The 19939-nt window shown below is 41.3% G+C and carries 22 protein-coding genes and 1 tRNA gene; 14 read left to right on the forward strand and 9 right to left on the reverse strand.

The window, feature by feature from the left end:
* Nucleotides 1-24: 24 nt before the first annotated feature.
* The 7 genes from ACFSVN_RS11220 to ACFSVN_RS11250 all read right to left on the reverse strand — a co-directional run bounded on the left by ACFSVN_RS11220 (nucleotide 25) and on the right by ACFSVN_RS11250 (nucleotide 3579).
* The gene (locus ACFSVN_RS11220; protein WP_390302591.1) at nucleotides 25-657 is read right to left on the reverse strand and encodes a class I SAM-dependent methyltransferase; all 633 of its coding nucleotides are present in this window, start codon (nucleotides 655-657) and stop codon (nucleotides 25-27) included.
* Nucleotides 658-707: 50 nt separating this feature from the next.
* Nucleotides 708-1454: an MBL fold metallo-hydrolase gene (locus tag ACFSVN_RS11225; protein ID WP_390302593.1), complete on the reverse strand. Its 747-nt coding sequence runs from the start codon at nucleotides 1452-1454 to the stop codon at nucleotides 708-710.
* 62 nt (nucleotides 1455-1516) lie between these two features.
* A complete protein-coding gene (locus tag ACFSVN_RS11230) occupies nucleotides 1517-1954 on the reverse strand; it encodes a CBS domain-containing protein (RefSeq protein WP_390302597.1) in 438 nt (145 codons plus the stop codon).
* 97 nt (nucleotides 1955-2051) lie between these two features.
* Nucleotides 2052-2375, reverse strand: a complete 324-nt coding sequence (locus tag ACFSVN_RS11235; RefSeq protein ID WP_390302599.1) for an alpha/beta hydrolase — start codon at nucleotides 2373-2375, stop codon at nucleotides 2052-2054.
* 27 nt (nucleotides 2376-2402) lie between these two features.
* Nucleotides 2403-2969 (reverse strand): alpha/beta hydrolase, encoded by a 567-nt coding sequence (locus ACFSVN_RS11240; RefSeq protein ID WP_390302602.1) that lies wholly within the window; start codon nucleotides 2967-2969, stop codon nucleotides 2403-2405.
* Nucleotides 2966-3157, reverse strand: coding sequence for a YwbE family protein (locus tag ACFSVN_RS11245; protein ID WP_390302605.1), 192 nt, complete (start codon nucleotides 3155-3157; stop codon nucleotides 2966-2968). Before ACFSVN_RS11245 ends, ACFSVN_RS11240 begins: the two co-directional genes overlap by 4 nt.
* Nucleotides 3157-3579, reverse strand: a complete 423-nt coding sequence (locus tag ACFSVN_RS11250) for a DUF1801 domain-containing protein (RefSeq protein WP_390302608.1) — start codon at nucleotides 3577-3579, stop codon at nucleotides 3157-3159. Before ACFSVN_RS11250 ends, ACFSVN_RS11245 begins: the two co-directional genes overlap by 1 nt.
* Nucleotides 3580-3648: 69 nt before the next feature.
* Between ACFSVN_RS11250 and ACFSVN_RS11255 the strand changes: the two genes are divergently transcribed.
* From ACFSVN_RS11255 to ACFSVN_RS11275, 5 genes are all read left to right on the forward strand, one after another.
* On the forward strand, nucleotides 3649-4884 hold the full coding sequence (locus tag ACFSVN_RS11255) for an NRAMP family divalent metal transporter (RefSeq protein ID WP_390302611.1): 1236 nt from the start codon (nucleotides 3649-3651) through the stop codon (nucleotides 4882-4884).
* 2 nt (nucleotides 4885-4886) lie between these two features.
* Complete coding sequence (locus ACFSVN_RS11260) at nucleotides 4887-5642, forward strand: LamB/YcsF family protein (RefSeq protein ID WP_390302614.1); 756 nt, start codon at nucleotides 4887-4889, stop codon at nucleotides 5640-5642.
* A complete protein-coding gene (gene pxpB / locus ACFSVN_RS11265; protein WP_390302617.1) occupies nucleotides 5617-6324 on the forward strand; it encodes a 5-oxoprolinase subunit PxpB in 708 nt (235 codons plus the stop codon). Before ACFSVN_RS11260 ends, pxpB begins: the two co-directional genes overlap by 26 nt.
* Nucleotides 6321-7256 carry a 5-oxoprolinase subunit C family protein gene (locus tag ACFSVN_RS11270; RefSeq protein ID WP_390302620.1) on the forward strand — a complete coding sequence of 312 codons (936 nt, stop codon included), beginning with the start codon at nucleotides 6321-6323 and terminating at the stop codon, nucleotides 7254-7256. Before pxpB ends, ACFSVN_RS11270 begins: the two co-directional genes overlap by 4 nt.
* 66 nt (nucleotides 7257-7322) lie before the next feature.
* Complete coding sequence (locus ACFSVN_RS11275; protein WP_390302623.1) at nucleotides 7323-8975, forward strand: T9SS type A sorting domain-containing protein; 1653 nt, start codon at nucleotides 7323-7325, stop codon at nucleotides 8973-8975.
* A gap of 227 nt (nucleotides 8976-9202) precedes the next feature.
* Here the strand turns inward: ACFSVN_RS11275 and ACFSVN_RS11280 are convergent.
* Both ACFSVN_RS11280 and ACFSVN_RS11285 read right to left on the reverse strand, forming a co-directional pair.
* Nucleotides 9203-9284, reverse strand: a tRNA-Leu gene (locus ACFSVN_RS11280).
* 84 nt (nucleotides 9285-9368) lie between these two features.
* On the reverse strand, nucleotides 9369-10175 hold the full coding sequence (locus tag ACFSVN_RS11285) for a dienelactone hydrolase family protein (RefSeq protein ID WP_390302626.1): 807 nt from the start codon (nucleotides 10173-10175) through the stop codon (nucleotides 9369-9371).
* Between the two features lie 228 nt (nucleotides 10176-10403).
* On the opposite strand from ACFSVN_RS11285, the gene gatB reads away from it, so the two are divergent.
* The 9 genes from gatB (at nucleotide 10404) to ACFSVN_RS11330 (ending at nucleotide 19901) form a co-directional block, all read left to right on the forward strand.
* Nucleotides 10404-11852, forward strand: a complete 1449-nt coding sequence (gatB, locus tag ACFSVN_RS11290; RefSeq protein WP_390302629.1) for an Asp-tRNA(Asn)/Glu-tRNA(Gln) amidotransferase subunit GatB — start codon at nucleotides 10404-10406, stop codon at nucleotides 11850-11852.
* A gap of 18 nt (nucleotides 11853-11870) precedes the next feature.
* The gene (locus ACFSVN_RS11295) at nucleotides 11871-13235 is read left to right on the forward strand and encodes a TlpA family protein disulfide reductase (protein WP_390302632.1); all 1365 of its coding nucleotides are present in this window, start codon (nucleotides 11871-11873) and stop codon (nucleotides 13233-13235) included.
* A gap of 27 nt (nucleotides 13236-13262) precedes the next feature.
* Entirely contained in the window at nucleotides 13263-14030 is a 768-nt protein-coding gene (gene tpiA / locus ACFSVN_RS11300; protein WP_390302634.1) for a triose-phosphate isomerase, read from the forward strand.
* 3 nt (nucleotides 14031-14033) lie between these two features.
* Entirely contained in the window at nucleotides 14034-15311 is a 1278-nt protein-coding gene (purD, locus tag ACFSVN_RS11305; protein ID WP_390302637.1) for a phosphoribosylamine--glycine ligase, read from the forward strand.
* 289 nt (nucleotides 15312-15600) lie between these two features.
* Entirely contained in the window at nucleotides 15601-16287 is a 687-nt protein-coding gene (locus ACFSVN_RS11310; protein ID WP_390302640.1) for an NHL repeat-containing protein, read from the forward strand.
* Complete coding sequence (locus tag ACFSVN_RS11315) at nucleotides 16284-17279, forward strand: LuxE/PaaK family acyltransferase (RefSeq protein ID WP_390302643.1); 996 nt, start codon at nucleotides 16284-16286, stop codon at nucleotides 17277-17279. The genes ACFSVN_RS11310 and ACFSVN_RS11315 overlap by 4 nt, the downstream gene beginning before the upstream one ends.
* 119 nt (nucleotides 17280-17398) lie before the next feature.
* Nucleotides 17399-17671, forward strand: a complete 273-nt coding sequence (locus tag ACFSVN_RS11320) for a hypothetical protein (protein WP_390302645.1) — start codon at nucleotides 17399-17401, stop codon at nucleotides 17669-17671.
* Nucleotides 17637-18692, forward strand: coding sequence for an NHL repeat-containing protein (locus ACFSVN_RS11325; RefSeq protein WP_390302648.1), 1056 nt, complete (start codon nucleotides 17637-17639; stop codon nucleotides 18690-18692). Before ACFSVN_RS11320 ends, ACFSVN_RS11325 begins: the two co-directional genes overlap by 35 nt.
* A gap of 156 nt (nucleotides 18693-18848) precedes the next feature.
* Entirely contained in the window at nucleotides 18849-19901 is a 1053-nt protein-coding gene (locus tag ACFSVN_RS11330) for an acyl-CoA reductase (protein WP_390302651.1), read from the forward strand.
* Nucleotides 19902-19939: the final 38 nt, after the last annotated feature.

Here is a 19939-nt window from a genome sequence, read left to right on the forward strand (position 1 = left end):
AGCAATGGTTTAGATAATAAAATATTACTTTGAAAGGGTGATGTGCCTGTCGTCAATTTCAAGCTTAGTGAATCCGAATTCGGCTTTTAACCACTCAAAAGTTTCGGGATGGTAAAAGAAAACATGTGTTTCATCACTTTTGTAATACCATGCGTGGAAGTCCCGGTCGTCGGTATAAATATCCGTTTTCAGGAAAAGGGAGCCGTTTTCTTTCAACATATCTTTTAGCTGATTGAATTCCTTATACGGTTCATGAAAATGCTCGATGACCTCACAGCTTACGATGTAATCATACTTTAACTGCAGCAGCTCGGGATGATTATCAAAAAACGGATCGAAGACATTCACTTCATATCCCTGGTCGTTTAGCATTTTTGTAATAACCGGTCCTGTACCTGCCCCAAAGTCGAGCCCCAAAGAATCGGTATCGTATGCTGCCGTGATCTTCTCAACCAGAGGAGATACAAAGTCTTGATATCTTGGATCCTCCACATCATTATTGTGGCTTTCATAGCGGTTGATCTCTTCTTCCGGAGTGGGATAATCATCAATATCCATCAACACAGCTTTACAATTCGGACAACGGTTATAGCTCCGGTCTTCCTTTTCGTAGTAGTAGAATGATTCTGTCTCGGAGTTACAAAGCGTACAATTCATTTCCTTTTCGGGGAAAGGTAGCAGTTAAAGCATCAAGATGTAAGGCGTTATCACTGACCTGGATACCAGTCTTTGAGGCGTACATCAATATCTTTTCCTTCCCAATCCACGATCTCTTTGAACCGCTCGATATCCTGTCCACGGTGGTGATATGGATACATTATACCAGGCTCAAAATCGAGAACCGCACTTGCTGCCTGATAAATATCCATGGTGTAAGGAAGGTTCATGCAAACAAAAGCGATGTCAATGCCTTCAAGGTTTCTCATTTCGGGAATATCTTCTGTATCCCCTGAAACATAGATGTTCTTACCGCCCATAGTAAGTACATATCCGTTCCCCCAGCCCTTGGTATGCCGGGCTCCTTCATTAGGGAGATTATACATAGCCACAGCTTGAATGGTGATTCCCTGCTGTTCTATATTTTCGCCATTTCCAAGAATGATGGTTTTATCAGCATATTCCTCAGGCATTGCATCGGCAACAGCCTGGGGGACGATAAAAGTTGTGTTATCAGTTTCAAGACTTCCAAGTGTTTCGGGACTTAAATGGTCGCCATGTGGGTGTGAAATAAGGATAAGGTCAGGAGCTTCTTTACCCTCGTATAAGCCGGCATCTCCCCAGGGATCTACATATATATTCAACCCATTCCATTCAAAGATCACTGAACCATGAAGGATCGGATGGACAGTCAGATCACCGTTCTCAGTTTCAATACGATCGGGATCGTTATTAAGCTGTGCAAAGGCTGAAATTGAGAAAAAGGAAACAATGAGAGTGATCAGAAAATAGCGCATAATCATAGTTTATTTGTGATTTGAATGAATCAACTTCAATTAGCGGAATAGCATTCCCTGAACTAACCGGGATAACCGCCCCCGATGTAATTCCTGAGTGAATCAATTTCCACTTTTTGGTTAGCGATCACCGTTTTGACCACATCACCGATCGAGATCACTCCAACTACTTTCTCACCATCAACTACAGGCAAATGCCGGATCTTTTTATCGGTCATCAGCTGCATACATAAGTTAACGCTGTCTGTTGAAGTAACACGGATCACTTTGTCCGTCATGATCTCTTCAACGGCCGTAGTTTTCGAAGTTCTTCCTTCAAGGATCACTTTATTTCGATAATCGCGCTCAGAAATGATCCCAGCAAGTTTTCCTGCTTCAACAACCAGAAGCGCTCCTATATTAAATTCGGCCATTTTAGCGATGGCATTATAAACAGTGTCTTCCGGTTTAACGGAAAAAATATCTCTTCCTTTTTGATTTAAGATTTCTTTTACCTGCATAACTGTACCTCCCTCTGATACTTGTGTTTGTTACTATGTAATAAAAGCATTTTTAGGTAATTTGCAAGCTTTAAACGAAGAAGGCGAAAGAATTATCCTATTTCAGCCAACTAAAAGTAACATCGAAAGCATATTCCCGGGTCTTCTTGGGAGAAAGGAACACATCATGAACGGCTTCCGGGATCTCAGTAAAAGTCACATCAGGCCCTAGTTTTTCCCCAAATTTTTTAATGTGATCCACGTTGAGCACCATATCGGTTTTAAGCAGGATATCATCCCAATCTGAGGGTTGACTTGATGCATCGGAGTGCAAGATCAGGATGGGGATATCGATGTCAGATACCAAATGGAGTTTTTTTTGAGCACGGTTGATGGCATAGATCCATTTAAAATATGCAGGGAATCCATGGATGGGTTTCAAGTCGGTATTATAGGTCCATTCCCCATGTTATTCTGCAGAAAGGCTGGCTCCGTACAAATGTGAAAAAGGCTTTTTCCGAGCCGAATAAGGGAAGAAAAAGGAGACAATACCTGCCAAAGGCAGTAATAACATACGCTGTAAAAAAGTGATGTTAAATTCTAAAAAGGGGGAGTTAAGGATCAGTCTTTCGATATGGTCTTTATATGTCCCGGTATTCATATATACCCCTGCTATCAATCCACCGGTGGAGTGTCCCATTAAAATAGTGTTATTACGTCCAATGATCTCCAGGCTGCGATCTATCTCTTCAAAATATTCAGTTACAGATCTGCAATAATTCGGGGTTTGATGGGGAAGAAGTGAACGGCCATACTTTCTCAGGTCCAGGGCATAAAAGTTATATCCTTGTTCATGAAAAGCCTCAGCAATGTGAGACTGAAAAAAGTAATCATTGAACCCATGAAGATATAAAACAGGTTGCCGATCGACTTTATTCAACTTAGAAGAGATGAGTGTGGCGATAACTCTGCCTTCATAATCATCTTCGAATTCCAGTGTTTGTTCTGAAAAATCGTCCAGTGTCATGGCAATCATTTAAGTTCTTTTACCCTGCCAATTTGCCCGTCTTTGAGTCTGACTTTTATCCCATGCGGATGGGTAGCACTGTTCGTTAGAATATCCTGTACTACGCCATAGGTAATTCTTCCACTGCGTTGGTCTTTCTTTAACACAATTCCCACTTCCATTCCGGGTTTAATATCTGACCTGACTGTACCCTGCATTATTCCTCTCTGTATTTATGTTGAATATATTCTACGGATGTCTCAATCATTTTTTCTAAGATTTCTTTGTCAATATCATCAAGTTTGTTGATGTATAAACAAGATTTCCCGGTTTTATGTTTACCTAAATTATCCAATAAATCATCATATTCCGAAAATCCCGACATGATGTAAATACTGATACTTTTTTTGCGATTCGCAAAGCCTGCCAAAAACCAATCTCCTTCACGGCCACTTTCATATTTATAGTGATAACTGCCATATCCTACCATACTGTCTCCCCACATACTGCCTTCATGACCGGTAATTCTTTGCATTATTTCATGAATACTGAGGCAGTCTTCCTTGCGCTGAGGATCGTCAATGGCATTCAGGTAATCTTTAACACTCGTATCATTTTCTTTCGTCTTTAGCTCTGCCATAACAACCTTTAATATTTAATGAACCTTTTGTGTTTGGGATTTTAGCTGTTACATACTATATACTCAAACATGAATAATCCACTTAAAAAATACTTTGGCCCAAGTACGCTGGTAGCTGCAGCCTTCATAGGGCCGGGCACGGTCACGGTTTGTACACTTGCAGGCGTAAGATCAGGGTATATGTTGTTATGGGCCTTACTTTTTTCAATAGCAGCAACCGTTATTTTACAGGAGATGACCGGACGTTTAGGCATTATAACCCGTAAAGGTTTTGGGGAGGCCATCCGTGAACAACTGACGAACCCAATAATAAAACTGACCGGGATTATATTGGTTTTTAGTGCCATAGTGATCGGAAACATCGCTTATGAGGGAGGAAATATCTCAGGTGCTGTATTGGGCTGGGAAGAATTTTTTGTAGGGCTGGATGTAACGATAAACGGACTTACTGTTCGGCTGACATCCCTTGTGATTGGAATTATAGCCTTTTGGCTACTTTTTTCCGGTAATTTCAAGCGGATCGTGAATGTTATGACGGTATTGGTCGGGCTGATGAGTATCGTCTTTGTGACAACAGCGGTGGTTATTCAGCCTGATATTGTTGCTATTTTAAAAGGACTTTTCATACCACAGGCTTCACCGGATGAATTCCTTACGGTCATAGCTTTGATAGGGACTACCGTAGTACCATATAACCTGTTTTTGCATGCCTCAACAGTTCAGGAACGATATTCCCATTTTTCACAATTGTCGGATATGAGAGTTGAGAATGCAGTTGGGATCATTTTGGGAGGTATTATTTCAATGTGTGTGGTTATCACAAGTGCAGCGGCAGCGGATGGGAGCCTTGCAGAAGTTCAAAGTGCAGCAGATATGGCAAGGCAGCTTGAGCCATTGCTGGGAAGCTGGGCAAAGACATTCATGGGGGTAGGGTTGTTTGCTGCGGGCATAACATCAGCTGTAACTGCTCCATTGGCAGCAGCTTACGCCGCTAAAGGTTTGTTGGGGTGGAATGATTCACTTAAAGACACCAAGTTCAGAGTTGTCTGGATGTTAGTTCTGTTGGCAGGTGTGTTCTTTTCTGCCACAAGTTTTGATCCGGTGCAGCTCATAGAATTTGCTCAAGTAGCCAATGGAATTACATTGCCGGTGATCGCTGTTTTCTTACTGTACATTATGAATAAGCCCATGTTAATGGGAACTAATAGAAATACAACGAGGCAAAATGTCTTAGGTATTGTTGTGATCATAGTCACACTTTTAGTCGGTTTCAGAAGTCTGAATTCAGTTTTTAACTTTCTTTAATTATGCTTTCGAAAATAGACCTTAATTGTGATCTGGGTGAATTTTACGGCATGTATGATGAAGTACGTGATTCCAGGATCATGCCTTTTATAAGCAGTTGTAATATCGCATGTGGTTTTCATTCCGGAGATCCTGTAGCAATAATGAAAACGGTAAAACTGGCGTTGAGGAATGAAGTAGCTATAGGAGCTCACCCCTCATACCCCGATCTTCAGGGTTTTGGCAGGCGGATCATGAATTTGAGCAGCGAAGAACTTGAAGCCTGCGTGTTATATCAGGTATCAGCATTGAAAGGAATTACGGAGTCATTGGGTGGAAATCTACATCATGTAAAGCCACATGGTGCTTTATACAATCATGCTGCAAAAGATAAAGAAACTGCGATCGGTATCGTTAAAGCACTTGTACAGGTACAAAAAGATATGCTGATCTACGCCCCTGCAAAGTCTGTATTAAGCAGTGTAGCGGAGGATGCCGGACTCAGAGTTAGGAGTGAGGTGTTTGCTGACAGGAGATATGAAGACGATCTGAGTTTACGCTCAAGAAAGCTGAAGGGAGCTGTTCTGGAGCAAAAGGAACATGTTTTAAAACAGCTTGCCGGTTTTTTGGATGGAGTTGTTCACACACATGATGGATTAGAATTGCCTATTGAAGCTGAAACAATATGCCTTCACAGTGATACCGAGGGCGCTGCTGAACTTGCCAAAGAAATCAATGAATTTTTAACCAAACATGATGTCAGGATCACTTCAGATTAATGGGGTAGCATGGACGGTTTCAGTGTTAGGGGAAAGGGCCCTGCTCATAAAACCGAAAGAAAATGACGTCAGACTTTCACTTATCCATCTGAGTACGGAAATTTTAGAAAGAGCAGGGCTTAATCAGGTAACAGATATCATTCCCGCATACAACTCGATCGCGCTTATCTATGAGCGGTTGGTTGAAGATCCGATCAAGGAAATAGGGAGAATTCAAGCAAAACTCAAAGAGTTCTCAGTCTCCGAAATTTCCCCCCAAATGCATAAAGTACCAGTTTGTTATGAGTTGGAACTGGATTGGAAAGACGTTGAAAAGCATACAGGATTGAAGAGAGACTTGATCATTGAAAAGCATACGGCTTCGATCTACACCGTAGCAATGCTGGGCTTTATTCCGGGTTTCCTATACCTGTCAGGTCTTGACGAAAAGATCTCCTGTCCCAGAAAAGCCGAACCCCGAACAAAAATTCCGGCCGGTTCAGTAGGGATCGCAGGAAATCAAACCGGGGTCTATTCGCTGGAAAGCCCCGGCGGATGGCAGATCATTGGGAGAACTCCTATCTCTTTTTTTGATCCAAAGATGGATCCGCCAAGTGAAGTAAGACCCGGTGATAAGGTCGAATTTTATAGTATCTCCGAAACTGAATTCAAGAGATTGAAAACACAAGAGGATCACCAATGAAAGGAGAACTTGAAGTACTTGATGCAGGATTTATGACAACGGTGCAGGATCACGGCAGGTATGGATATCGCAAATACGGCGTTCCGGTTTCGGGGGTGATGGATGAACACAGCTATAGATTAGCCAATTGGTTGGTAGGAAATACTCCAAACACGCCTGTTCTAGAACTAACATTGACGGGAGGGGTGTTTAAATTTCATTCCGATGCCATAGTGGGCATTTCGGGGGGAGAGGCTGAACTAGCGGTGGATGAGAAACCAATTGTCTCAAATAAAACGATCAGGATAACTAAGGGGGAGACCTTAAAGATAGCTCGGGTAACAGCCGGCTGTCGAGTGTATTTGGCCATTGCAGGAGACTGGGATATTGAGCAGGTGATGGGAAGTTATTCGACCTGTTTGGCAGCTAATTTTGGGGGATTCAAGGGCCGGCCTATGAAAAAAGGAGACCGCATTACATGGCAGTGTGATATGGAAAAGAAAGTGGAACGAATGGTTCCTAAAAAATTACTTCCCCATTTTTCAACCCGGCAAACCATTCGAATTATTGAAGGGGTTGAGTGGGATCTTTTGAATGAGAAACAGAAAGTGTTCTTCTTGGAAACTGATTTCAGAATATCCAGCCAAAGTAATAGAATGGGCATTCGGTTAGAGGGTAGATTGATGAGATGTATAAACGATCAAGAAATGGTGTCTTCACCGGTGATTCCGGGAATCATTCAGCTTCCATCAAGCGGTTTGCCAATCATCCTGATGAAAGATGCTCAATCGGTAGGCGGATATCCGCGCACTGCCAAGGTAATTGATGCGGATCTATGGAGGTTAGGACAGGTATGGCGTGGAACCGAAATAAGCTTTAGTTTAATTGACAGAAGAGAGGCCCTTGAATTATTTGATTATTACAGATCATTGAGGGAATCACTCTTAACATAATTCTATTCAACCTATTCATCACACATCATCTGCTTGTAGATTGCTTATGATTTTATCTATTAGATCATGAAAAGACCTTTTGCTACGATTTTATGTTTTTCAATTATGATGTTGGTGGCAGCTATTTCAGTTCATGCTCAAAACCTAACTCCTTCCACTAATTCCGAAACCCTTTTGAGGCTCGCCCCCGAACCAGATCAGATCTGTACCTTTGAACCAACCTATCGTGATGCATTCTATTACAAAGGGGCCGAGGAATTTCGGAGAAAAGGAGATTTTCGCGCTAAGACCGCCACGTTTCAGGTTGAATATGTTGGAAACTGGCCACAGGAAGCACGAAATGCATTTGAGTATGCAATAAATATCTGGGAAAATCACATTAGCTCAAATATTCCTATCAGGATACAAGCAAATTGGGCAGCCTTAGAGGGCAACACATTAGGAAGTGCTGGTCCATTATATATTTATCCAATAAACAATGTTTGGTATCCCATTGCACAAGCAAATGCAATGTTAGGAGTAGATTTGATTTTAGGTCAACCATCTGATGAACGCTATGATATTCTTTTGAATATGAACTCCTCCTTCAGTTTCTGGTACTTCGAAACGGATGCCAATCCTCCGGGTGGATTCATTGATTTTGTTACTGTGGTAATCCACGAGATAGGGCACGGTCTTGGGTTTACAGGATCTATGAGCGGTGATCCGGATATCGAAATAGCGGAATGGGGAGCGGTTGATGAACCGGCTCAGCCTCTTATTTACGACACTTTTATTGAAGATGGATTTAGCCGGTCAGTGCTTGATGAAAATGTTTATCCTAATCCTTCAAATGCGCTTTATGAAGCTGTAACAGGAAATAGCGGCGGTTTGTTCTTTATCGGGAATCAGGCTAATGAAGTATATGATGATTCTCCTGTTCCTATCTACACACCTCCGGTCTGGGAGGGTGGTTCCAGTTTTTCTCATTTGGATCAGACTACGTTTACAAATACAGAAAATGCTCTGATGCGCCCTCAGATCGACAATGCATTTGCCATTCATTCACCGGGGCCGGTTATGTGTGGAATTTTTGCAGACACCGGTTGGCCGCTTGGGGGTGGCTGCTTTGGTATGCTGGGTGAATCCATTGTTCAAGTAGACGATTCAGAGATCGATTTTGGAGTTACAAACGTCAATGACCGTCTTGATACAACTATCGTGATCAGCAATGATATCAATGCAGAAAATCCCCTTGTGGGTCGGGTTGAGTTGTCTTCAGGCAACAGTGCCTTTTCATTGGTCAGCAGCTCTATATTACTGAATATTGATCCGGGTCAAAGTGAGGAAATTGTGGTGAGATATCGACCTCGCTCTGCTCGAAATGATACAGCAAATATCCGTATTAGTCACAACGGCTCCATTAGAGAAAATCCTATTTTGATCAAGCTAAAAGGTGACGCGTTGGAGGAGAACAAAGTAGTGAAGCTGGAACAAAACTATCCAAATCCTTTCAACGCCACAACAAATATACCGTATTCCATTCCACAGGATTCGTATGTCCGGCTTGAAATATTTGATATGTTAGGCAAAAAGGTGCAAACAGTAGTAGACGGTAATCAGCAAAGCGGGAGATATTTAGAGAAAATTAATGCCAACGAATTATCCAGTGGCATCTATATTTATAGAATTATAGTTAATGGAACTTCTGAAATAGGAAAATTGGTATTAGCTAAATAAATGCTTTGATGGTCGACATGAAGTGGTGGTGGATGTTAAAAGTAGAGGAAAATTCATAGAAAAAAAGAGCCCTACAAGAGAATTCTTATAGGGCTGAGTACCCGAGAGAGGACTTGAACCGCGAAGCACTGCTTCGCAATGACAACGTTTGGGAGTATGGAGAAAGGGAAGAATTGCTGAAGGAAAAGCAAAAAAGAGCCCTACAAGAGAATTCTTATAGGGCTGAGTACCCGAGAGAGGACTTGAACCTCCACGTCCGAAGACATACGCACCTGAAGCGCACGCGTCTACCAATTCCGCCACTCGGGCATAAAAAATCCCAAACTATCTCCAGCTCGGGATTTCAAAGGTAGGAAGATTTTAACCTTATTTCATTATCAAAAGCGGAATTATTTATAAGCTTTTCAGCAAAGTAACCAACCGCTCCCACGATTTATTTCTGGCCTGTACATTTGCATCATCCTGTGGTTTGGTTGGGTCATCTCCGCTGCGCATATATGCATGACCTGCACCTTCGTAGATCTCGTATTCGTAGGTTTTTCCAAATTCATTCATGGCCTCTTCCGAATCTTCAATGGTAGAATTTACGCGCTGGTCATTTCCTCCATAAAATCCATATACAGGAACCTGAATATCAGCATATACATCAGCTTCTCCGGGACCTGTTCCATAGAACACAAAAGCTGCATCAATAGCATCTCCGGCATTAGTGGCAAACCGGAAAGACTGAGAACCACCCCAGCAGAATCCAGCTACAGCAAAAGTCCCGTCTCCGGCTTTGATGGTTTGGGCATATTCCAGAACATTCATCAAATCCGTAGTAACATGTGAAGGCTCAAGATCATAAAGTGCTTGTCGGGCGGCATCTGAAGACTCAAAATCGCTTGTTTTTTCAATTCCATCTACAGTATTTGAGATAAGGTCAGGCGCCACAGCAATAAAACCTTTTGCAGCCAGCTGGTCAGCAAAGCTTCGAGCCCAGTCATTCAATCCCCGGTTTTCATGGATAACTATGACTACCGGCGCAGGTTCGGAAGTTTCCGGATATACCACAAAATTATGCAGCGTGCGGTCATTCGAATCAATAGTAATCCATTCGTGATGGCGCGGTGAATTCTCCAGCTGCTCAATGGCATAATCCTGAGCCAAAACAGGAAGCATTAAAAATGCAATGAGGGCTGTAATTAGTGATATTTTCATGACGGTATAAGATTTAATTGGTTATTGTAAAACCTACCTGAACATTAAATCATTTCATTGCCATCAACAAATGGGTATTTGCCCATCCTATTATTAGGGTATAGGGATTTCTATAGCACTTGAACCTTTTTTCTAAAACCTTCTACCTTAGTCAAAGAAAGATTCCAAACTGTCGCCCAACTTTAATATCTTTCAGGCTCTGAAAAATCCTGATAGAAAATTATCTTAATGAGCACTATTGCCCACGAGAAATACGAGGCGGTAATTGGCCTCGAAGTTCATGCCCAGTTACTTACAGAAAGTAAAGCATTTGCCGCAGTTAAACCCGAATATGGCGGAGCCCCGAATTCTCAGGTTACTCCTCTTTGTCTGGGGCATCCCGGGACCCTTCCCGTTGTAAATGAAAACCTGGTGCGATATATCATTAAAATGGGTTTGGCTACGCAATGCAGCGTGGCAGAAAAATCCATATTTGCTCGTAAAAATTACTTTTACCCGGATCTTCCCAAGGGGTATCAGATATCACAATTTGACACTCCCATCTGTTTTGATGGCTTTGTTGATATCTCACTTGAAGATTATGACAAGCGGATCGGTATCACTCGTATCCATATGGAAGAGGATGCAGGGAAGTCTATTCACGACCAGGACCCATATAATACGTTAGTGGATCTGAATCGTGCAGGAACTCCCCTTATAGAAATTGTGTCAGAGCCGGATCTAAGAACACCGGAAGAAGCTTACGCTTATCTTTCGAAGATCAAGCAGATCGTGCAGTACCTTGAGATCTGTGACGGAAATATGGAGGAAGGTAGTTTGCGGTGTGATGCAAATGTCTCGGTGCGTCCTCGCGGACAAGAAAAATTTGGGACCCGAACCGAGTTAAAGAACATGAACTCGTTTCGAAATGTTGAACGTGCCATTCACTATGAAATTTATCGTCAGATCGATCTGATCGAAGATGGTGGAGAAGTAGTTCAGCAAACACGACTTTGGGATACTTCCAAAATGCAAAGTCGGGCAATGCGTTCAAAAGAAGAAGCTCATGATTATCGCTATTTTCCTGAACCTGACCTGCCACCTATCAAGGTGACGGAAGCCATGCTTGATGAAATTCGTGAAGATCTTCCTGAACTTGCTGATGTACGACGAACCCGATTCATTAATGATTATGGAATGAGCGCAGACGATGCTGTTACAATCACAGACAGTAGGTATCTGGCCGATTATTATGAAGAAGTGGTGGAACACCTTGGAGATCCCAAAGCGGCATCCAACATTGTGCTGAGTGAGGTTTTACGTGTTTTAAATGAGCAAAGTATTGACATCAGAGCATTTTCAATTTCAGCAGAAAGAATTTCAGAATTGGTTAAATTGAAAGATGAGGACAAGATCAACTCTTCAGCAATGCAACAGATTTTTAATGCAATGCTCGGGGATGAAAAAGATCCGGAAACTTTGGCAAAAGAAATGAACTTGATACAAGTTTCAGATTCCGGTTTCTTAGAGCCTATTGTTGAAGAAATAATTAGCAACAATCCTGACGAGGTTAAACGTTATAAGGAAGGGAAAAAACAGTTGATCGGGTTTTTTGTAGGACAAGCCATGAAAGCCTCTAAAGGCAAGGCTAACCCTAAGTTGGTAAAAGATCTAATTACAGAAAAATTAAACGACTGAAAACAGTCTTTGGGTAAAATGAAAAACTCTACACTTTTAGTAGTATTAGCAGTATTGATGTTGGCAACTGCATGTTCAAATGAACCTCGTTCACTTCAAACAGTGGTGCAAGGAACCATAACAGTTGCTGATTCTATCGATAGCAGTAATGACTATGCAGGCATAGGAATAACTATTATTGATCAGGATTCAGTAAGCGCCCCTGTTGATACTTTATTGCACATGAAAACCGATGTAAACGGATCTTTTAAAGGAGAGGTATTATTTCCAAAGAAAGGATACTACGACATCATCCTGAATCGGAATAATAATGATCTTGGTGTGATCCGGGTGATCCTGGCAGACAATGATACTCTATCAGTGAATGCCCAACTTCCGGATGTGGGGGAAACACTGACTCTGGAATCACGGGAGCATAAAGCTATGGAAACTTTGCTTAGAGTTGATCGCAACTTCCAAAGAGTGGGAGCTTTTGTGAGAGGTGGTGCAATACCCGATTCTTTGCTTCTTGATGAACTCATAAAATGGACCGATCTGTATTGGCAAGTTTATGAAGCCCACGAAAATACGCTTGCATCCCTTGTAGCTGCCGAAAAAAGTGCAGAATTGTTGGATAGTTGGGATCAGGAAGAGATGCTGGATCGTATAGATGAAGTTCTTCCGGAAGATTATATGTTCTCTGTAGCCATCAATTATGGGAAACCATACATTGCTGAGTCTAAAGGTTTTGGTGCGGCTTCCAACTATCTGGATTCTCTTTCACAGATTTCAACAAATGATGAGATACGTGAATTTATTCATAGAGATAAGATTCAATTATATTATGATAGTTCGAGGGTTAGAGAGGCAAAGGCACTTTTAGATACCTATGAAGAAAATTATTCAGAGAAATCATCTTCAAAAAAATGGGCACGTCGTATTAGATATGATCTGAATTATCTTGCGCCGGGAGTAACAGCACCGGAGTTTTCTTTTGTGACAATGGATGGAGATACCATAAATAATGAAGCCTTAAAGGGCAGTACGTATATTTTAGAGATCTCACCGCTTGCAAATTTTGAATATCAAAACGACTATGATCGCACATTGATCATTAATGAGATATACAAGAATTATGGATTAAAGATATTCACGTTGCCTCTCGACCAAAGTGAAATAACGATCAATGCCTTTTTCGAAGAGCGACGCAAGGCATGGCCGATCGCAAAACTTGGAACTTTTGATGTTCAGCAGATCATACAAAAATTTAATGTTGTTCAAGTTCCAACCCGCATACTTATTGACAAAGAAGGCGTTGTAATTCGAAAATACGAACGTGCTGAATTCAATGATGTGATCCAGGGATTAAACAGTGCATTCAGAGAAGTAAATTCACCAAGTTAATTTCTATTAACTCACACGGCTACCACCATGAGAAGATTATTGATAGCAGGAAACTGGAAAATGAATTGCGGGCCCTATGATGCCGCTGAATTGCTGGAAGGCCTTAAAGCCAGGAAAGCAGAAGTTGATGAGCAGGTGGATGTATTGGTTTGCCCTCCCTTTGTTTCTATCGGAATGGCAGTTAAGTATTTGTATGACACCGATATCCAGGTTGGGGCGCAGAATCTTCATTTCGAAGAGAATGGTGCCTATACCGGAGAGATCAGTGGCAGTATGCTTGCCGAAAGTGGATGTAACTATGTGATCATTGGGCATTCGGAGCGTCGCCAATATTTTGGTGAAACAGATGATAGTGTAAACAAGAGAACTCAGAAAGCACTTGAACATAAATTGGCTCCTATCATATGTGTAGGTGAAAGTCTGAAACAGCGCAAAGCCGGCGATCACTATGATCTGGTTAAAGATCAGGTCAGCGCTGCCCTTGAAGGGATCAGTGAGGAGCAGGTTTTGGATGTTGTAATTGCCTATGAACCTATTTGGGCGATCGGAACCGGAGAAACGGCTTCCCCTGAACAAGCGCAGGAAATGCATGAACACATTCGTAAGATCCTTGCCGACCTATATAATCAGGAAGCTGCTGATTCAATAAATATCTTATATGGCGGAAGTATGAAGCCGGCCAATGCACAAGAGCTACTAAGTCAGCCGGATGTGGATGGCGGACTCATTGGCGGTGCAAGTCTGGATGCTGATAGCTTTTCTGAGATCATAACCATTGCAGAAGATCTGGCTTAAATTATGGCTTACAACGTACTTTTATTGGGAAGTGGCGGTCGTGAACACGCTTTAGCATGGAGTTTAAATAAATCACCTCAGCTGAAGAAATTGTATATCGCTCCGGGAAACCCGGGTACATCCGAAGTTGGAGAAAATGTAAACCTCTCCATTTCAGACTTTGATCAGATCTGGAGTTTCATTCAGGAACATGAGATAGATATTACTGTTGTGGGGCCAGAACAGCCTTTGGTAGATGGTATAGCAAACTTCTTGGAAGCTAAGCTCCATCCGGTTTTTGGGCCAAAATTACAGGCTGCCATGCTTGAGGGCAGTAAGGAATTTGCCAAGGAATTTATGCAAAGACATCAAATTCCAACGGCTTCATATAAAGTCTTTGACCAGGAAGATTTTGATGAAGCTGTGGCGTATATAAAGGAACAGGGCAAATACCCCGTTGTATTGAAAGCAGACGGGCTTGCCGGCGGTAAAGGCGTGTTTATCCCCGAGACGGAAGCCGAAGCCATAAAAATTTTAAAGGATCTGAAGACTAATTCGCCTCTCAAAGAAGCTGCCAGCCGATTGGTGATAGAAGAATTTATGACGGGGGAGGAAGCCTCTGTTTTTGCTATTTCAGATGGTACATCATATAAAGTGATCGGCAATGCACAAGACCATAAACGAATTGGAGATGGTGATACCGGGCTAAATACAGGAGGAATGGGTGCATACTCACCGGCTCCGGTAGTTACCGATGAAATATTGGAAAGAGTTGAAAAGGAGATCATAGAACCTACCATTTCAGGGATGAAGGAAGAAGGTAATCCCTATGTGGGATTTTTATATTGTGGTTTGATGATCACGGAATATGGACCCAAAGTAGTTGAATACAATTGTCGTTTTGGAGATCCTGAATGCCAGGTGATCTTACCAAGATTACAATCAGACTTGCTGGAGATCATGGTTGCAGCAACACAGGTGAAACTGGATGATGTGGACATTCTGTTTGATGACGAAGTTCGATGTTGTGTGGTATTGGCTTCAGGTGGATATCCCGAGTCTTATGAAAAAGGTAAAGAGATCACCGGATTGGATAACATAAAAGATGCCATCGTCTTTCATGCAGGAACTAAGAAAGAGGATGGGAAGATCTTTACAAATGGCGGACGCGTACTCAACATAGTAGGGTCTGGAAAAGAGTTGAAAGATGCCATGGATAGAACATACAGGGAAGTCAAAAAAGTAAACTTTGACAGAGCCTATTACCGCTCCGACATTGGAGCCAAAGGCTTAAAACATTAGACAAAAGTGAATATTGAATATTCAATACAGAATATCGAACATTGAACTTAGATGCTTTCTTAAGAGTATTTGTTGGTTTCGATCACTTCGATATTCATTATCCCATTTCTCCTCTCGGGAGGGGATTAAGGAGTGGGTAAAGGGTGGTATAGCATTCCATATTTTACTCGCTCTATCAATTATTCTTAGCATAATTCCATTCAATAATCTAACAGCTCAGCCTCTCCAGAAAATACACTCCGATCTCGATCATGCAACATCCATATCTGTTACACAGAATTTTATCTATGTGGTTGAGCAAGGTGAAAACAAACTACTCAAATTAGATCACACCGGTAAGCAGATAGAAGCTATTGGAGGTAAAGGTTCCGGGGATTATCAATTCAGCAAACCCGTTGATGTGGACGCCACCAACGGACTCAAGATCTTCATTACCGATTTTAATAATCGAAGAGTACAGGTATTTGACCGGCGTGGACAGTACTTAAGCAGCATTTCCGGTCGTAATTATTTTGGGGTGAATCAAAGATATAATCCTACACAAATAGCCGTAAGTAGTGTGGGAGAGGTTTACTTTGTGGATGAGAATGAAGGGCATATTTATCACTTTGACCTGGATTACAACCTCTTGGATGAGTTCCGGATTCCGGTTGAAATTGAATCTGTTGATGAGATAGCAATTAATTCTACGGAGATTTTAATACTTGATCGGGCATCCCAAACCATTCACCGGTTGGCATTAAATGGCAGTTACCGCGGATTTTATCCGGCTGAGGGTGTACTCGCTATGTCTACCAATGAAAACGGGATATGGAAAGCCTATGCAAAAAAAGCCGTTTTTGAGCCTGAGGCAGGAGAGCCGTTCACGTTAGAATTTGGAGCTGAGGTTCAATCATTGGACATGCATTATCAAAATAACTCCCTGTTTATTTTAACAAGCGATGCATTGCTGAAAATGGCAGTCCCGGAAAGATGAGCACTTCAGATTTTATTTTTGATAACAGCCTGAGTTTTGACGAAAAAGCCCTGCGTGTTTTTGAACTGCAAAGAAATAATAATCCCGTCTATCATCGTTTTTGTAATGCCCTTGGAATTTTAGAACCACTTTCAGGAAATGAAATTCCGCTGCTCCCCATTCAGGCTTTTAAGGAAACCAAAGTTCTTACCACTGCGGAACATTCAACATTCAACATTCAACATTTAGAATTTCGCAGCAGTGGAACTTCAGGGATGGAACGAAGCAAGCACATTATTTCGAATCCTGAGATCTATCAAAAATCCATCGTTCAAGGAATGCAGCATTTCTATGATCTGGATGATTATGTGATATGGGCGTACACTCCGGGTTATAATCAAAACCCTAATTCTTCATTGATCTGGATGCTGAATACGCTGATAGAAAGGGAAAAGTCAGGGCTTAGCAAATTCCTGGAATTGGGGAAGGGGCTGGCGGAATCAGAGCTGGAAAAAGTTCAGAACTCAGGAAAAAGATTAATTCTATTCGGTGCTGCTTTTGGTCTAATGGATCTATTGGAGAGTTATCGGGTTCAACTTCCGGAAGATGCTGTGATCCTCGAAACCGGAGGGATGAAAACACACCGGAGGGAGATCACAAAAGAAGAATTACATCTACAACTGGCAGAAGGATTTGGTCTTTCTCAATCCCAAATTCATTCAGAATACGGCATGACCGAATTACTGTCCCAAGCCTATGCACAGGGCAGTTTATGGTTTGAAGGTGTGCCATGGATGAAGGTTAGTATCCGAGATCCAAAAGCCCCCATGCAGGAAGTGGATCATGGGGAAGAGGGGCTCATTGGTGTTATGGACCTGGCAAACCTGTATTCCTGTTCCTTCATCCTTACCGGCGATAAAGGTGTACAGCGAGAAGATGGGAAATTCCAGGTACTTGGTCGATGGAACCCCAAAAACCTCCGAGGCTGTAATTTCCTCATCGATCGAGATTAAATAAAAAATGCTCTAAATATCTTGATTCAAATTAACAGTTAAATATCGCTTTGAGGGTAATAACTTGTTTTTTTTTAAATTATTATAGTCCTGTTCAATCTTAATTAATCAAAACGATTATGAGGAAAATAATATTCACAATAATGATTTTAGCAATAATTGTAGGATACAATCCTACTTTTAATTTTGATAGTTTTACTTCAATTAATATTGAACAGGCAACCATATCAGCTCAAACTTATGGTGATGATTTTGAATATGCTGTAGAGTGGCCTGAAACATGGGATGCAGGTTGTGTTGTTCTCTGTTATGGGCCTGGATGGGGATGCGAAGATTGGACTGGAACAGGGACTGGTTATGAATACTACAAGCCATGTGGAGAAGTTAATTAGCGATGGAGAAAATAAAATGCTTAGGTTGATAGCAATACTTACTCTCGTAGCCTTAATTGGTTGCGAGGGTAAAAAGAAACCTGTTCAAACAGAATTTACTGATACATTCAAAAAAAATAAAGAGATCGACCTCGAACCTTTTTCTGTATATGAAATACGGTATTTGGATATAAATTCAAACAATGATCTGCTTATTACAAACCGTAGAAGAACAGAGGTTTTTCTATTTGATAGTTTGGGAAAGGTCAAAACTCGACTTTCAGAAGAATTAAGTAAAGAATTTCCCGGAGCAAATTGGAAGCCTTATCAGGCATATTTTACAGCAAATGATGAAATTTTTGTAGCAAATGGTGCACCCTGGGGTATTTGGTTCAATAGAGATGGTTCTTTTAAGAAAATGATGCCTAAAGAATATTGGGGTACACCTGATTTAGCATTTGATAAACAAGACCACATCTATTCTATGAATAAGAATCAACGTGGACTTTTTATCGAAAAGTATGATTCTTCTGGCAGTTTTGTACATAAAATTTCAGAATTGGACTCTACAAATAGAAACATCATGAGGCGGGCAATTATAGGTAATAACATTTTAGTTGCGGATGGAAATTTATTTTTCAAGAACTTATCGAAACCCAACCTTTATGAATATAATTTATCCGGTAAATTACTAAATACTTTTTCAGAAAAACCGGGCTATTACAAAGAACCCGAACAAGATATCAGCTCTTTAGAGCAATCCGGCCAACGGATTCTTTCTCAAAATATATTTGATTTTGCGAGGAAATACACCGCTAATTATTCATTACATCATTTAGACGAAGAATTAATTTTGATACAGTATGTAAATATGGGTGAAAACTATGGCCATCAAATCCTTACTACGGACGGAGAGTACATATTAGATTATGACCTTCAAACTAATAATAAAATTATGGCGGCCAAAAACGGATACGTATATACCATAACAGAGAACGATTCTACGACCCCTACAATAAATGAATTTGAGTTCATTAGATGAATAATCACCATCATGAAAGCTGAAGTCAAAAACAAAATGTATACTTCTATGTTACTCTGCTAAAATTTTTCAAACAAGGTATATTGTTTACAGTAAAGTTATAAGAATACACATACCTTTTTACTGTTTGTAATTCCAACCCAATCAGCGGCATCCGTGAGATCAGTGACCACAATAACCCAAACTGTTAAAGACTGGCTAGATCCTCAAAACCCGGATCTTCAAAAAGCAGTTGAAAAAACTGTTTCAGAAGGATTATTCAGTACAGAAGACATTCAGCATCAGCTTACAGTTCTGCGAAGGAATGTAGAAAATGGGGAGGTCAAGGAATGGGTACTGATATCAGGATTGACTGAAAAGAAGAATGCCAGAGATAAAAATGTACTCTGCCTCCATGCCGGGAATTTGCCATTGGTAGGTTTTCAAACTGCATTGGGTGTGATTCTTTCCGGGGCGAATTACTATGGCAAACTCTCACGTAAAGACCCTTATTTACTCGCTTCCTTCCTGAAAGAAATACAGCAAGCGAATACTGAACAGGAAATTCATTTCTCTACTGATCTAGATTCGTTCAAAAACCTGGAAGCAGATACTGTAGTATTTGCCGGATCGGAGAATTCCGTTCCTGCTGTTAAAGAAGAAATTCAGAGGCTGAATTCAGCAAAGAAGGATGTGAACTACATCATCCGTACCGCCAAATTTTCCATTGCTTTTCTGGATGAATGGAATGAGGAGGTGAAAGAAGATCTGGTAGAGGCCATGCTTCGATATGGAGGAAAAGGCTGTCGCTCAGTGGCTATGGTAGTAGCAAAATTCGGGCTGGATGAAGTAAAAGAAGAACTTCAAATATCCATTAAGAACTTCTGGCAAGCGAACCCTCAACATCAAAAACCGGCGCCTGAATTAAGATATCAGTTTGCGTATAACGAAGGAATTCAGCGCAATCAGCTTTGGACGGAGGATTTTTTGATACAGGAGACCGAAGAACAACCGGAAACCGATTTCAAGGTGAACTGGGTAAAAGGGGGACAGGAAAAAGTAAAAGAGCTTAGAGCAAGATCCGGTGACCTGTTACAATCAGTGTATAACACCGGAATAGACATTCATGGTTTGAATACTGAACCCCTGGCTCAAGCTCAGCGCCCGCCACTTTACTGGAAACCGGATGGGGTAGATGTTATAGTAACGGTTTCTGATTTTTCTGATTGATCTAACCGTGGATGACCAGCTGAGAAATGATCCTGAAA

Source organism: Gracilimonas halophila, from assembly GCF_042684365.1.
GTDB lineage: Bacteria > Bacteroidota > Rhodothermia > Balneolales > Balneolaceae > Gracilimonas > Gracilimonas halophila.